The following is a 14,259-nucleotide window of genomic DNA, read 5'->3' as shown; positions in this document are numbered from 1 at the left end:
CTTGCGGAGGAACCACCATGACCACATCTGTCACGATCATCGGCGCCGGATTAGGCGGCCTCACCCTGGCCCGTGTCCTGCACGTCCACGGAATCCCGGCCACCGTCCACGAGGCGGAGCCCTCCCCGTCTGCCCGCGCACAGGGCGGGATGCTCGACATCCACGACCACGACGGGCAGCTCGCCCTCGACGCGGCCGGCCTGATGGACGAGTTCCGCGGCATCGTCCTGGAGGGCCGGCAGGCGATGCGGCTCCTCGACACCAATGGGACGGTCCTGCTGGACAGGCCCGACGACGGCACCGGCGGCCGTCCCGAGGTGCAGCGCGGCGAACTGCGGCGGATCCTGCTCGACTCGCTCCCAGCGGGCACCGTCCGGTGGGGCCGCAAGGTCACCGGCGCCCGCGCCCTCGGCGAGGGGCGTTTCGAGGTGACGTTCGCCGACGGCGACACCCTCGTCACCCGTCTGCTGGTCGGGGCGGACGGAGCGTGGTCACGGATCCGGCCGCTGCTCTCCCCCGCCGTACCGGAGTACATGGGCACGTCGTTCGTCGAGACCTACCTGTTCGACGCCGACACCCGGCACCCGGCCGCCGCGAAAGCGGTGGGCGGCGGGATGCTGATGGCGCCCGCGCCGGGCCGGGAGATCTTCGCCCACCGGGAGAGCGGCGACACCCTCCACGCCTATGTGGCGCTGAGCAGGCCTCAGGACTGGTTCGCGGCCATCGACTTCACCGATGCCGCCGCGGCCCTCGCGCGGATCGCGGAGGAGTTCGCCGGCTGGGCGCCCGAACTCACCGCGCTGATCACCGAGAGCGACACCGCGCCTGTCATGCGCCCCCATCACGCCCTGCCGACCGGGCACCGCTGGGACCGGGTGCCCGGGGTGACCCTGCTCGGCGACGCCGCCCATCTCACGGCCCCGAACGGCGAGGGCGCCAATCTGGCCATGCTCGACGGCGCCGAACTCGGCAGGGCTCTCGCCGCGCACCCCGACGACATCGAGGCCGCGCTCACGGAGTACGAGCAGGCCATGTTCGCGCGCAGCGCCGAGGTCGCCCTGTTCGAGGGCGCGGAGCTTCACAGGATCGACTCCGAGGACAACACGGCCCCACGGCTCCTGCGGGCCTTCACGGCGTACGAGCAGGGCCGGCGGGGCTGAGCGGCCGCCCCTCCCGGGGGGACTCGTCCGGGGAGGTGCCGGCCGTGCGTTCGGGTCGCTGGGTTCAGCCTCGTACGCAGGTGGTACCGGTCGGACACAGGGACGTCACCGCGTTGGTGACCGGCTCACGGAGGTCGGTGAAGGAGGTCGGCTCGGGTGCGCTGAAGCGTACGCCGTAGGGCTTGCCGTCAGCGGCCAGGAAGCGGTGGTCGATGACCCTGCGGGGGCCGGTGCCGCTCTCGCCGTCGAAGCGGTAGACGACCTCGGAGTAGGTGGCCTCTTCGGAGCGGCCCAGGACGCGGTAGCCGTCGAGGCGGGCGAAGCCGTAGTTCGCGTTCTCGGCGTCGTCCATGGAGGCGGCGGGGCTCTCCTCGCTGACCTCGAAGAGCTGGAGGACCCGGGTGCCGTCGGGGGACTCGTACGTCACGACGGTCGGCTTGCCGTCGGGCTGCTTCGCCGTGCGGGTCCAGCCGGAGGGGACGTCGACCGTGAACCCGGCCGGGTCCTCGGAGCGTACATAGCCGGGTTCACCGCCGGCCGGGTCGTCACCGGGCGCCCCGCCGGTGCCCCCGTCGCCGCCCCCGTCGCCACCTCCGCCCGCGCCTCCGCCCGTCCCCTGGGGCAGATCCTGGCCGGTGTCGCCGCTGCCCTTCGGGCCGGCCGCCGGGGCGGAGGCCGACGGCGTCGAGGAGGACGTGCTGGCGGCGGTCGTACGGTTGGTGTCGCCGCCCTGCCCGGCCAGAGTCCATACACCGAGGCCTGCGCCGCCGCCCAGCAGGGCCGCGAGGACGATCACCACGACCGTGCGCCCCACATTGCCAGGGCCGGGCGGGTCGTCCACCCAGCGTCCGGTTCCCGGATCCCAGTGCGTCATCAAGTCCCCCTTGCCGCCGCGGGCGTTCACGACGTGCGTCGACGCGCGGGCGCGTGAACACGTTTCACGACGATAGCGGCGTACACGCCGACAGGCCCCGTCCCGGGCGAAACCGGGACAGAGCCTGTGCGAGCCCGCTATGGGGCCGTGACGCCCAGCCGTTGGGTCAACGGTGTTGTGGAACCGCCCGGATGACCTCTGGGGCGGCCGGCGGGGGGGCCGATCAGATGAGGCCGAGGGCGCGGACCGCCTCGCGCTCCTCCTCCAGCTCCTTGACGGAGGCGTCGATACGGGCGCGGGAGAACTCGTTGATCTCCAGGCCCTGGACGATCTCGTACTTGCCGTCCTTCACGGTGACCGGGAAGGAGGAGATGAGGCCCTCGGCCACACCGTACGAACCGTCGGACGGGATACCCATGGAGACCCAGTCGCCCTCGGCCGTGCCGTTGACCCAGGTGTACACGTGGTCGATGGCGGCGTTGGCGGCGGAGGCGGCCGAGGAGGCGCCGCGGGCCTCGATGATGGCGGCACCGCGCTTGGCGACGGTCGGGATGAAGTCCTCGGCGAGCCACTTCTCGTCGTTCACGACCTCGGCGGCGTTCTTGCCGGCGACCGTGGCGTGGAAGATGTCCGGGTACTGCGTGGCGGAGTGGTTGCCCCAGATCGTGAGCTTCTTGATCTCGGAGACCGCGACGCCCGTCTTCTTCGACAGCTGGGTCAGCGCGCGGTTGTGGTCCAGGCGCGTCATGGCGGTGAAGCGCTCGGCCGGTACGTCCGGCGCGGCGGCCTGGGCGATGAGGGCGTTGGTGTTGGCCGGGTTGCCGACGACGAGGACACGGATGTCGTCCGCGGCGTGGTCGTTGATGGCCTTGCCCTGCGGCTTGAAGATGCCGCCGTTGGCCTCCAGCAGGTCGCCGCGCTCCATGCCCTTGGTGCGGGGGCGGGCGCCGACGAGCAGGCCCACGTTGGCACCGTCGAAGGCGACGTTCGGGTCGTCCGTGATGTCGATGCCCGCGAGGAGCGGGAAGGCGCAGTCGTCGAGCTCCATGGCGGTGCCCTCGGCGGCCTTCAGCGCCGGCGTGATCTCCAGCAGGCGGAGCTTGACCGGCACGTCCGCGCCGAGCAGCTGGCCGGAGGCGATGCGGAAGAGCAGGGCGTAACCGATCTGGCCGGCCGCGCCGGTGACGGTGACGTTCACGGGAGTGCGGGTCATGGCGTTCTCCGTATGACAGCTGGCGGTGGGGCGTCCCTGCCCCGGACGTTTGATCGATCTCTTGGCGTCAAGAGAGATCGGTGGTCAGGCTATCGCGCATCCGGGATCCCGGACGGCCGGGTTCGTGTGGCCCACCACACACGGCCGTCGCCGTGGCGGGCCGGCCATATGAAAGGCGGCCGCCGGTCCGGGGGGAAGGACCATCGGCGGCCGCCGGTTGGGGGTGCCGGGCCGGGAGAGGTGTCGCTCTCCCGGGCGGGCCGGACTCCCGTGGGGGTACCTTCCGCCTGCCCCGGCGAGCGGAAGGCATTCCCATCAATTCCTGACTACTTTGGGCGCGACCGGGGTCACCCCCGGTCACGGGACTGGTCGCGGGCCGCCTGGGCACGGCCGCGTCAGCCGGTACGGCCTGTGCGGCCCGCAGCCCGTTCGGCCCGCGACCCGTTCGGCGTCTGCGGTCCGTCTGCGCGGGGGCCCGTGCGACCCGTAGGGCCCCGTGCAACGCCTCGGGCCCGTCAGGGCCGGGCAACATATTCGGCCTTCTGCGGTCCTTCGGGCCGTACGACCCGTCGGGCCCGCGCCACACCTCGGGCCCGTCCCGGCCTGCCAACACATTCGGCCTTCTGCGGTCCCTCGGGCCCGAGCGACCCGTCGGGCCCGGGCAACCCGGTCGGCCTCTGCGGTCCGTCGGCCCCGCGCCACACCTCGGGCCCGTCCCGGCCGGCCAACACATTCGGCCTCTGCGGTCCGTCGGCCCCGCGCCACACCTCGGGCCCGTCCCGGCCGGCCAACACATTCGGCCTTCTGCGGTCCCTCGGGCCCGAGCGACCCGTCGGGCCCGGGCAACCCGGTCGGCCTCTGCGGTCCGTCGGCCCCGTGCAACGCCTCGGGCCTGTGCCGCCCGTCAGCCCGTGCCGCCCGTGCAACCCGTCGGACCTGTGCCGTCCGTCAGCCCTGCCGCCCGCGCTACCCGTTCGGCCTCTACGGTCTGCCAGCCGGTGGGGCCGACGCGGCCCATACGGGCCGAGCGACCGCGTGCGGCCCGTGCGACGTGGGCGACTCGTCACCCCCCCCCGGCCGCCCGTCCGGTCGTCCGGCCCGTCCGACGGGCAGTGGTTCAGCGCGTGCAGCCCTCCTCGCCCGTCGCCAACTTCACGCACGCCGTGGCGTCACCCGCGTCCTTGACCGCGACCATCGGGGTGTACGCGATGTTGTCGCCGGCCGCTTCGACCGCCGCCTTCTGCTTGGACTTGCCGGCCGTCACCCGCACCTGATCGCCCTGGGCCGCCAGGGTGATGCGGGCCCAGGCCGCGCGGCAGTTCTCGCTGTAGCGGACCTCGACCCGGGCCGTGCCGACGGTGGCCTCGTCGGCGGTCTTCACGACACCCGCCGTGCACCCCATGGCCTCGGGGTCCTTGCCGGTGCAGCCGGCGCCGGCGCACTTGACGCCGGCCGGGAGGTCGGGTTCGGTGCCGGGCCCGGCGGAGGTGTTCGTGGGCGGCTTGCCCTCGGCCTCTCCCCCGCCGTCGCCCTGGGTGAGGAAGAAGGCCGCCGCGATCACGACGAGCGCGCCGACGGCTCCCGCGAGGAACATCGACACCCGCCGCCTGGGTGCCGAATCGCCGCCGTCGGGTCGGCCGGTGCCGCCGGGAGGCGGTCCGAAGACGCCGGACGGAGCCGCCGTGTCACCGCCCGCACGGGCCGACGACGCCGCGACCGAGGGCGACGGAGTGGACGGCGTGCCGGACGGGGACGAGGGCGGGGTGGCGCCCCAGCTGACACGGGGAGCACCCGAGACGGCTCCCGGCCCGCCGCCGTACGGCGACGACGAGGACGCGGCGGACGACGGTCTCGATGACGGGGCCGAACTCCCGTACGACGGGCGGGTGGTGCGTTCCTCCTCCGGTCCCCGGGGCTGCGCCGGGACGGTCGGGGAGACCCCCGCCGGGCCCGCAACGCCCGGTGTCACCGTCGCGCTCCGGCCCGCCCTGGCGTTCCTCCCGCCCTTGACGGCCGCCTGGCCCCCGGTCTCACCCAGCGCGGCGCGCGCCTGGGATATCCGGATGGCCTCCATGGTCATGTCGTGGCGCATCTCCGAGCGGCTCCAGGCGCGCTCGGCCAGCTCCCACATGGTCGTCAGATGGGCGGGGTTGGTACCGGTCACCTCGGCCAGCGCGATGATCGCGCCCTTCGGCGCGAGCAGTCTGCCGTTGAGATACCTCTCCCATGACGTCTTGCTGTAGCCCGTACGGTCGGCCACCGCCGCGATGCTCAACCCCCCGCGGTCGACGAGTCTGCGCAGCTGGCTTGCGAACTCCCTCACCTGCGGATCGAGTTCATCCGGCAAGGCCCTCCAACGAGGCATTGATTCCCCCCTCTTCCCCCCGAGCGTCTCTGTACATGCCCCCCGTGCCGACTATCCCTGTGCCGCGCATGATGCCCTCGCTGAATCCTGGTCCGTGACCGAGCCCGAGGTCCCTCTTTCGAACCCCGTTCTGGACTACCCATTGGGATGCACCCGGCCGGGACGTCAGTTCCCGGAAAAGGGGCGCGCGGGAGCATTTCGGGCTGGGCGCACACCCTTGCGCGCCCCCTGCCGGCCCGTGGTCCAGTGTCCCACCGACATCCCGGCCTTCCGGACGGAATGACAGATCCCCGCGCGGGACGTCCCGGACCGTCCCAAATGCTCACGCTAGCCCTGGCACCGAGCCGATCGTCGGTAAATCCTCGAACTCGTCAGCACATCGACACGACCACCACACAGGCACAGCCACCCGCGTCGAACAGGGATACGGGAGTGGCGTCGGCGTCCTGTGCACCGGTGAAGGTCGAAGGGTCATACGGGGACCAGGGGGATCACATGCAACTCAAGGCCAGGCTGCTGCTCGCGGCCGCCGCCGTGACGGCCTCGGCCGGGCTCGCGCTCGGTGCCGCCGCTCCGCTCGCCACGGCCTCCGGGCCGCACGTCGTCGACGGCGCCGGCGCCGCGTACAACGACTGGGGCGACGAGGGCACGCTGTCCGTGAACAGCCACTCCAAGAGCAACGCGACGCGGCTGTGGCAGAGCGTGCTCTACGCCGACGGCGCCAAGTGGAAGGACTCCGGCGGGAATCTGCACACCTTCACCCAGTGGGACATCGACGGGATCTTCGGCTGGAAGACCCGCTCGGCCACGAAGTACTGGCAGGCGCAGGAGGAGTTGGAGGACATCGACGGCATCGTCGGTCAGGAGACCTTCGGGCAGGCCGACGGCTTCCTGGACGGGCCGTACACCGGCGGCCTGGTCACGTACACGGGCACGGAGAACCAGGTGACCTTCAAGCGGCTCGACGGGAAGTACTACGTCAGGATCGGCTCGAAGTGGAAGCTCGCCGCGTACGACTGGCGGGGCTGAGGTCCGGACCCGACGGCGCCCCGAAAGGTGCCGTCGGGCTGCCGCCGACCTGCGACGAGGGGGCCGTCACGACAGCGTGGCGGCCCCCAGCAGTGCGGCACCGACGAGGACCAGGACGGCGAGGACGGCGAGCGCGGCACAGAGGGCGAGCCGGCCGGGGCGGCGCGGCTCCGGTTCCTCGGCGGGGGTGTCCCACCACGGCAGTGTGGGGTCGTCCTCGTACGCCTCCGGCTCCCCCTTCGCGGCTCCGGTGGTGGCCGACGGCGGGTTCGGGGTCACGGCGGGTGCCGCCGGGCGCGGCCAGACCCGTACGGCGAGCTCCCAGCGCACCCCGAATCGTTCGGCGTCCTCCCCCGCGACCTTGCACAGGGCGACGACGGCCTGGCGGGGCGGGGGTTGGGTCGCGTTGAGATACCGCTGCCAGGAGGACTTGCTGTACGCGGTGCGGGCCCCGAGGGCGACCAGGCTGAGCCCTGTGCGGTCCTTCAGCAGCCGCATCTGCTCGACGAAGTGCTGCACCTCCGGGGGGAGTCCGTCCGGCAGCGGCTGCCAGGCGCTCATCGACTGCCTCCTGGGCTCGGTCGGGGTCTGAGCAAGTGACGACGGCCGTGGGGAGACCGGTTCCCGCCGGCCCGGCCACCGGCACGGGCGCGTGAGGCGTCCCCCCGGCGTACACGAGCGGGAAGGGCGCGCGGCGGACCGGCGTGTGGGTGCGCCGGGGGCGGGGTTACGGGGCCAGGCGATGGGACGACGGGGGCGACGGGGGCGACGGGGCAGGGGCACCCAGCGGCCTGCTGGCGGTCGGCCGGTGGGTTCACTGCGGGGGGCCGGGAGCGGCAGGCATGCGGAGATGACCCGCGGGTGCCGCCGTCGTGGCCGGGCGGGGACACCTCGGCGGAATTGTCACTTCCGTGCCACAGCGGGTCGGCAGCTGTTGAACCGGGAGTTCGCCGTGCACAAGGGTGGATCGCGACGGCGGTCCGTCCTGACTCGGGGGAGGGGACGGGCCGCCGTCTCGCGTCCGGTCAGCCGGTCTCGTCGCCGACCGTGAAGTGCAGGGTGTCCTTGAGGAAGGGGATCTCCAGCAGCGGCTTGGGCTGCGCCATCAGCGCGAGGAGCACGATGGCGGTGCCCAGCGCTATGTACGTGACCATGTCGGTGAAGCGGGAGCGGACGGCGAGCATGCCGACGTCCGGTAGCAGCCAGCGCAGCAGCGCCCCGGCGAGCAGCGCGGCGCCGATCAGGATCGTGCCGAGCCGGAACGCGTCGAACGCGGTGAGCAGCAGTCCGAGGCCCACGGTGCAGAGCACGGCGAGGATCGGCCACTGCCGCGCGGGCGCGGGCGCGTCCCGGGGCGCGGCCCGGCCGCCGCCCTCGGGCCGGGCGGTGTCCCTGGTGAACATCGGGAAGCGCCGGGTGACGCGGACGGGCCTGCCCTCTGCGTCGGGCGCGCTGATGGGGTCCCGCACCTCGATCTCGTCGGGCGCGCTGATGGGGTCCGGCACCTCGATCCCGTCCGGCGCACCGGACGCCACCGCCGCCGTCCCGGTCTTCTCCGTCTCCCCCGCCCGCCCCGGCATCCCAGTCCTCTCCGACGCGCCCGGCTTCTCGGCCCTGACCGACTTCGCCGACGCGCCCGGCCCGACCGACCTGGTCGGCGCCGACGACGTACTCGGCGTCCCCGAACCGGTCGGCGTCCGCGACGTGCTCGGCTTCGCCGACGTCCCGGGCTTCACCGGGCCCTCGGCCTTCCCCGACGCCCTGTCGTCAGCCGGCACTGCGCTCCGCCGCCTCGACCACGTTGACGAGCAGCAGGGCCCGGGTCATGGGGCCGACGCCGCCGGGGTTGGGGGAGATCCAGCCGGCGACCTCGGCGACATCCGGGTGCACATCGCCGACGATCTTGCCCTCGGCGGAGCGGGAGACGCCGACGTCGAGGACGGCGGCGCCCGGCTTCACGTCCTCGGGACGGACCAGATGGGCGGAGCCCGCGGCGGCGACGATGATGTCGGCGCGCTTGAGGTGGGCGGCCAGGTCACGCGTGCCGGTGTGGCACTGGGTCACCGTCGCGTTCTCACTGCGCCGGGTCAGCAGCAGCGGCATGGGGCGGCCGATGGTCACACCGCGGCCGACGACCACGACCTCGGCGCCCTTGATCTCCACGCCGTAGTGACGCAGGAGGGTGAGGATGCCGTTCGGGGTGCAGGGCAGCGGGGCCGGCTCGTTCAGGACGAGGCGCCCGAGGTTCATCGGGTGGAGGCCGTCGGCGTCCTTGTCCGGGTCCATCAGCTCGAGAACGCGGTTCTCGTCGATGCCCTTGGGAAGGGGCAGCTGGACGATGTATCCGGTGCAGGCGGGGTCCTCGTTGAGCTCCCGCACCACCGCCTCGATCTCTTCCTGGGTGGCGGTCGCGGGCAGTTCGCGCTGGATGGAGGCGATACCCACCTGCGCGCAGTCGCGGTGCTTGCCGGCGACGTACTTCTGGCTGCCGGGGTCGTCCCCGACGAGGATCGTGCCGAGGCCGGGCGTGACGCCCTTCTCCTTCAGCGCCGCCACGCGGGCGGTCAGATCGGACTTGATCGCGGCTGCGGTGGCCTTGCCATCGAGAATCTGGGCGGTCATGGCCCAATCTTCGCGGATGACGGGCTCCCGGTTCCAATCCGGTCGCCCATCGGACACCCGCGGACGGTCTGCGGGCGGCCCCCCGAACGGTCGGCGGACGGACCGCCAACGGTCGGCGGACGCGCCACGGGCGCCCCCGGACCGGGCTTCCCGCCGCTCCCCCGACACCCCGCCGCGCCGCCTGTCGGCCAAGATCGGATGTGTTGCACTTGCACAACGTCCCGAGAATGTGGCTGGACATCCGGGCAGGCATATAAAACGATTGGGGCACAGTGCCGCGGGCACTGCCGGGGGGCGTGACCACAACAGATCAGGGCATTCCTCCGACCCGTGCCGCGCGTCCCCGCACCAGGCAACGGAGGAGACCCGCCATGAGCTTCGGCGACCCGAACAACCCCTACGGCCAGCCCCAGCAGCAGCCGTCCCAGGGCTACGGCTACCCGCAGCAGAACCAGCCCCAGCAGCCCGGCTACGGCTACCCGACCGCCCCGCCGGTCTCGCAGGGGTACGGCGGTGGTTTCCCGGGCGGCGCGCCCACGACCATGCCCAGCACGGTCAGCGCTGCCCGCGTGATGCTCTGGGTCATCGCCGGTCTCCAGGTGATCGGCGTGCTGCTGTACGCGATCGGCGCGGTGGCCGTGAGCGCGGCCAGCGACAAGACCGAGGACCCTGCGCTCCAGGACGCGCTCGGTGACATCCCCGTGGGCCTCATGTGGGCGATCGCCGTGTTCGCCGTGGGCTGGCTCGTCTACGCGATCATGCTGGCCGTGAAGTTCAAGAGCGGCGGCAACGGTGTACGCGTCGCCGCGCTGGTCTTCGGCATCATCACCGCCGTCCTGAGCATCTACCCGTTCTTCCTGATCGGCCTGGTCCACCTGGTGCTGGGCATCCTGATCGCCGTCTTCGCCGGCAACGCCAACGGCAAGGCGTGGTTCAACCGCCCGCGCCACTGAGCCGCCGAGCACCGGAAGGGCCGTACCCCGTCGGCGGTTTCCAGGGGTACGGCCCTTCGGCACGTTCAGGCCAGGCAGGCCCCGCCGGCCGGCATCGGTGCCACGGAGATCACCGAACTGTCCCGGCCCTGTGTGCCGCCCGCACCGAGCGCATAGCTGAAGTCACCGCTCACGCAGTAGGTGACTCTCGTGCTGTTGGTGACCTCGGCGACCCGCAGCGCGGGACTGAACGAAGCTCGGTCGCCCTGTCTCACCAGCACCGGCCGGGAGCCGGACTGCGGCTGGAGACACAGGTACCCGACCGGACAGACGACCGCCGCCTCGTCCACGGCGGCGGTGGCACTCGCGGCGCCGCTGATCCCGGTACCGAACGCGACGGCGAGCACCGCGCCGACGACCGCGATCCGCCGTGCCGGACCAGACCTTTTGCCCATGACTGCCCCCTGAGACTCTGGCGATTGGGTTGATCCCTTGAGCCTCGCAGCGGAACGGATGCCTCTGTACCGGGGTATCGGCCATTTCAGAAGGCCAGGCCTGCCGCTCCCGCGAACTCGCCCCCGGACCCGTGACACCACGGGGCGGTTCGACCCGGCGACCCCGCCCGGCGCGGACGAGCAGAGCCCCGATCGGGTGGCGTACGGATCGGCGCCCTCACCGGGCATCGCACACGGCTCACCCCCACTGCCGGGCCTGTACGGACAGCGCCTCCGAGGGCGTGCGGGCAGACCACCGCGCCGGTGGCGTGCGCCAGCTTCCGCCCACCGGCGGGCGGAGGCGGCGTACGGCGTGTCTCGCCCTCACCTCGGGGAACGGCCCTGGACCTCGTGGCCTTGGGCGCCTTCCTGTCTGCCCGCCCGTCCGCCGTGCCCGGTTTCTCCACTCTCCTCCTCCCTTGGCGCGGAGGACACGGAGCACTCACGCGGTGCAGCAGTGGCTGAAGATCGACCGCGACGTCGGCCCCGGCACATGGGCCGCGCCGTGGAGGCGGAATGAAGGCCCTGGTGTGCCCGAGATGCCCCATTCGCACAGGACACTCCACTTTTGCGCGCCCATGAGTGGCTTCCGGACCTCTCCTTACCCTGTGGTCTGTTTCCGTCGGGGGAGGCAACCGCCATGCACAGCATCATCGTCGTACCTGCGCACAGCACCGGCCCGGCCGACCACGTACGTCTCGGGCCCTGCGAGTCCCTGTCCTTCGGTCGCACACCACGGCCGCACGGCCCCCACCTCACCATCGACCACGACGGCGTGTCCCGCGAGGCCGGTGAGATCACTGCGGCCGGCGCCTACTGGAAGCTCAGCAACCTCAGTCGCGGCCAGACGTATGTCGTCGAGAACCCGGAGGGCGCGGGCGAGCACGTCAAGGTGGCACCGGGACGGCTCGACGCCCCGGTCCCGTTCGAGTTCTCCCGGGTGGTCCTGCCCGCGGGGAGCGAGCTGCTGACCTTCGAGGTGTGGGCGCCGCGCCACGAATACGTGGACCGCACCGGCCCACGGCACGGCGCGCCCACCGAGTGCGCGTTCCCGCTCGACCGCGGTAAGCGGTACTTCCAGGTTCTGGTCGCCCTGTGCGCGCCGCGGCTGCGCGACGAACCGCACGCACCGCTGCCCACCGCCGACGAGCTGGTTCAGGCGCTGCGGCCGGCCTGGCCGACGGTCTCCCGGACCTCGGTGCAGTGGAACATCGACTACCTCGCGGTGAAGCTGCGCCTGAAACCGGTGCCCGACGCGACGCCGGCCGGCGGACCGCGCCTCAACGGCAAGAAGGACCGTCTGGTCGCCCTGGCGCTGCGCTTCGACCTCGTCCGGGAGGAAGACCTGGAGCTGCTGTGGGAGAGGGCCGCGCGGTGAGCGGGCGGACCACGCACGCCGTTCCGGTGCCGAAGGGGTATCGCGTCGGCGTCTGGGAGGTGCGCGAGCCCATCGCCTCCGGGAGCTTCGGCACCGTGTACGCCGCCCGGCGCGCCGAGCCCGCCGGGGACCTGCCCGCCGAGGCCGCCCTGAAGTTCCTGCCCACCGGCACCCGCACCCCGCGCCAGCTGCGCCACCTCCAGGAACTCGCCGAACGGGAGACCGAGTTGCTGCGCCGGCTCCGGCGCCCGAGGCTCATCCGCATGTACGAGACACTGACCGTTGACGACCCGTCGCAGCCGCTGCTCGACGGCGCCACCGTCCTCGTGCTGGAACGCGCCGAGGGCTCCCTCGACCAGCTGATCGACCGGGTCGGGGAGCGCCGTCCGGTGCGGCCGGACCGGGCGGTGGCCGTCCCCGGCGGCCCGTCGATGCTCGCCCAGATCTGCGAGGGGCTGGCCCACCTCCATCACGCGGGCTGGATCCACGGCGACCTCAAACCGGCCAACGTGCTCCTGATGAGGGACGGTTCGGTCCGGCTCGCCGACTTCAACCTGGCCGCAGAACTGCAGGGCACCCACGCTTACGCGCCCGCGTTCACCACCGTCGACCACACCCCGCCCGAGCTGTTGTGGGCGGAGGTCGGCGAACGCGGTCACCGCACCCGCCCCACCGCCGACATCTGGGCGTTCGGTGTCCTCGCCCACCTGGTGCTGACCGGCAGTCTGCCTTTCGCGGGCGCGAACCAGGCCGCGCGTCGCGACGCTGTCCTCCGCTACGCCAAGGGCCGTGAGGAGCTGCGGCTCTCGCACCAACTGCCGGAGTGCTGGCGGCAGATCGTGGCCGACTGCCTCGCTCCCACGCACGAGACCCGTGCCGCCCACACCGCGCAGTCGCTGCTCCGCCGCGTCGAGCCCGCCGCCGGAGCCGCCCGCTCCCCGCGCCTGCCCCGCCTGCGACCGCGCCAAGGCCCTCATCCGGCCCTGCTCGGCGGGCTGGCCGCGGTGGCCGCGGTCTCCCTGGTCACAGCCGGCCTGCTGGCGCTGCGCGAACCCGCGCCGCAGGGATACGACCGCTGCGACAAGGGCGACGTCTGCTTCTTCTCGAAGCCGGGCGGCAGGGGCGAGATCTGCTCCTGGTTCTACTACGACGTCGACTGGCTCAGCGGGAACATCGTCTGCGACTGGGCGACGGACACCAGACCCAGGTCGGTCTTCAACAACGGCTACGCCGGGGACCCCGCCACCGCCGTCCGGATGTACCGCGAGGCCGACAAGAAGGGGCCTGTGGGCTGCGTCTCCCTCAACGAGAAGGCCGACTTCTCCGGTGACGGTCTCCTCATCCGCTCCCACGAATGGGTGGCCTCCTGCTGAACAGACGTGGGCACCCTATGAGTTCCGAGGTACCACGCCCCCGGCCGACGACCCATGCTGGACGCGTTCGCAAAGAGACGCGGGAAGCGGGCATCGGATCCGCTCCCGCCAACGGGGAAGAAACGGGGAGCATTCCATGCGCACACGCATGCCCGCCCGCCGCAGGGCGACCGTCGCGATCGGCGCCACCGCACTGGCACTGGCCCTGGGCGCGGGACTCGGCGCCGGGACGTCGTACGCCGGTCAGTCCGCCGGCGCCGAGTCCGCCGCGGCCGCAGCGGCCAAGCCCAAGTTCCAGATGCCGCTCAAGTGCAACACCAAGTGGCAGCTCAACACCTGGGGCCACAACCCGGCCATCGACATCGTGGTGAACGGCAACCCCGGCTCCGACGGCAGGCCGGTCTACCCCGGCCTCAAGGGCACCGTGGTCAGGGCGTACTACGACAAGGGCGCCGGCAACATGATCATCATCAATCACGGCGGCGGCTGGTACACGGCGTACTACCACCTCCAGGACAAGCCCACCAAGTACGTCAAGGTGAACCAGAAGGTCGGCGCGAAGACCCAGATCGGCCGGATCGGCTCCACCGGCAGCAACGGCGGCAGCTGGGCCCATCTGCACTACGAGCAGCGCTACAAGAAGAGCGGCGTCCCCGGTCAGAAGGACCGCAAGCCGGTGCACTTCAACGGCAAGCTGTACACGGGGCACAACAAACAGTGGACGGGCGTCGTCAGCAAGAACTGCTGACCCCCGGGTCCCGCTGACGGAACGACAGGGGGCGCGCCGCATCGAGCGGCGCGCCCCTCGCCCTGTCCGCC

The 14,259-nt window shown here is 72.3% G+C and carries 13 protein-coding genes; 6 read left to right on the top strand and 7 right to left on the bottom strand.

Translation table 11 applies throughout. The features are described 5' to 3' along the window. The first annotated feature begins 17 nt into the window (after positions 1 to 17). Positions 18 to 1,160, top strand: coding sequence for an FAD-dependent oxidoreductase (locus ACZ43N_RS23645; protein WP_468100124.1), 1,143 nt, complete (start codon positions 18 to 20; stop codon positions 1,158 to 1,160). A gap of 64 nt (positions 1,161 to 1,224) precedes the next feature. On the opposite strand, the gene ACZ43N_RS23640 is transcribed toward ACZ43N_RS23645, so the two are convergent. The 3 genes from ACZ43N_RS23640 to ACZ43N_RS23630 all read right to left on the bottom strand — a co-directional run bounded on the left by ACZ43N_RS23640 (position 1,225) and on the right by ACZ43N_RS23630 (position 5,612). Next, positions 1,225 to 2,034, bottom strand: coding sequence for a hypothetical protein (locus tag ACZ43N_RS23640; protein WP_468100122.1), 810 nt, complete (start codon positions 2,032 to 2,034; stop codon positions 1,225 to 1,227). A gap of 223 nt (positions 2,035 to 2,257) precedes the next feature. Next, the gene (locus ACZ43N_RS23635) at positions 2,258 to 3,247 is read right to left on the bottom strand and encodes a malate dehydrogenase (RefSeq protein ID WP_468100120.1); all 990 of its coding nucleotides are present in this window, start codon (positions 3,245 to 3,247) and stop codon (positions 2,258 to 2,260) included. 1,117 nt (positions 3,248 to 4,364) lie between these two features. After that, the gene (locus ACZ43N_RS23630; protein ID WP_468100118.1) at positions 4,365 to 5,612 is read right to left on the bottom strand and encodes an XRE family transcriptional regulator; all 1,248 of its coding nucleotides are present in this window, start codon (positions 5,610 to 5,612) and stop codon (positions 4,365 to 4,367) included. A gap of 495 nt (positions 5,613 to 6,107) precedes the next feature. On the opposite strand from ACZ43N_RS23630, the gene ACZ43N_RS23625 reads away from it, so the two are divergent. Next, positions 6,108 to 6,641 carry a peptidoglycan-binding domain-containing protein gene (locus ACZ43N_RS23625; protein WP_468100117.1) on the top strand — a complete coding sequence of 178 codons (534 nt, stop codon included), beginning with the start codon at positions 6,108 to 6,110 and terminating at the stop codon, positions 6,639 to 6,641. 66 nt (positions 6,642 to 6,707) lie between these two features. On the opposite strand, the gene ACZ43N_RS23620 is transcribed toward ACZ43N_RS23625, so the two are convergent. From ACZ43N_RS23620 to ACZ43N_RS23610, 3 genes are all read right to left on the bottom strand, one after another. After that, positions 6,708 to 7,202, bottom strand: coding sequence for a helix-turn-helix domain-containing protein (locus tag ACZ43N_RS23620; protein ID WP_468100115.1), 495 nt, complete (start codon positions 7,200 to 7,202; stop codon positions 6,708 to 6,710). A 464-nt stretch (positions 7,203 to 7,666) separates the two neighbouring features. Then, positions 7,667 to 8,221: a DUF3017 domain-containing protein gene (locus ACZ43N_RS23615; RefSeq protein ID WP_468100113.1), complete on the bottom strand. Its 555-nt coding sequence runs from the start codon at positions 8,219 to 8,221 to the stop codon at positions 7,667 to 7,669. A 187-nt stretch (positions 8,222 to 8,408) separates the two neighbouring features. Beyond that, positions 8,409 to 9,263, bottom strand: a complete 855-nt coding sequence (locus tag ACZ43N_RS23610; protein WP_468100111.1) for a bifunctional methylenetetrahydrofolate dehydrogenase/methenyltetrahydrofolate cyclohydrolase — start codon at positions 9,261 to 9,263, stop codon at positions 8,409 to 8,411. Positions 9,264 to 9,634: 371 nt separating this feature from the next. Here ACZ43N_RS23610 and ACZ43N_RS23605 point away from each other — a divergent pair, with 371 nt between their 5' ends. Continuing rightward, a complete protein-coding gene (locus tag ACZ43N_RS23605; RefSeq protein ID WP_468100110.1) occupies positions 9,635 to 10,216 on the top strand; it encodes a hypothetical protein in 582 nt (193 codons plus the stop codon). A gap of 65 nt (positions 10,217 to 10,281) precedes the next feature. Here ACZ43N_RS23605 and ACZ43N_RS23600 read toward each other — a convergent pair whose 3' ends face one another. Beyond that, the gene (locus ACZ43N_RS23600; RefSeq protein WP_468100108.1) at positions 10,282 to 10,650 is read right to left on the bottom strand and encodes a hypothetical protein; all 369 of its coding nucleotides are present in this window, start codon (positions 10,648 to 10,650) and stop codon (positions 10,282 to 10,284) included. Positions 10,651 to 11,329: 679 nt separating this feature from the next. Between ACZ43N_RS23600 and ACZ43N_RS23595 the strand changes: the two genes are divergently transcribed. The 3 genes from ACZ43N_RS23595 (at position 11,330) to ACZ43N_RS23585 (ending at position 14,188) form a co-directional block, all read left to right on the top strand. Then, on the top strand, positions 11,330 to 12,067 hold the full coding sequence (locus tag ACZ43N_RS23595) for an FHA domain-containing protein (protein WP_468100107.1): 738 nt from the start codon (positions 11,330 to 11,332) through the stop codon (positions 12,065 to 12,067). Next, positions 12,064 to 13,440 (top strand): protein kinase domain-containing protein, encoded by a 1,377-nt coding sequence (locus ACZ43N_RS23590; protein WP_468100105.1) that lies wholly within the window; start codon positions 12,064 to 12,066, stop codon positions 13,438 to 13,440. The genes ACZ43N_RS23595 and ACZ43N_RS23590 overlap by 4 nt, the downstream gene beginning before the upstream one ends. Before the next feature lie 136 nt (positions 13,441 to 13,576). Continuing rightward, positions 13,577 to 14,188 (top strand): M23 family metallopeptidase, encoded by a 612-nt coding sequence (locus ACZ43N_RS23585; protein WP_468100103.1) that lies wholly within the window; start codon positions 13,577 to 13,579, stop codon positions 14,186 to 14,188. Positions 14,189 to 14,259 lie beyond the last annotated feature (71 nt).

This window comes from Streptomyces sp. NPDC030814, assembly GCF_055572155.1.
Note: the sequence above shows the minus strand (reverse complement) of the source record. Positions and strands in the feature narration are given on the sequence as shown.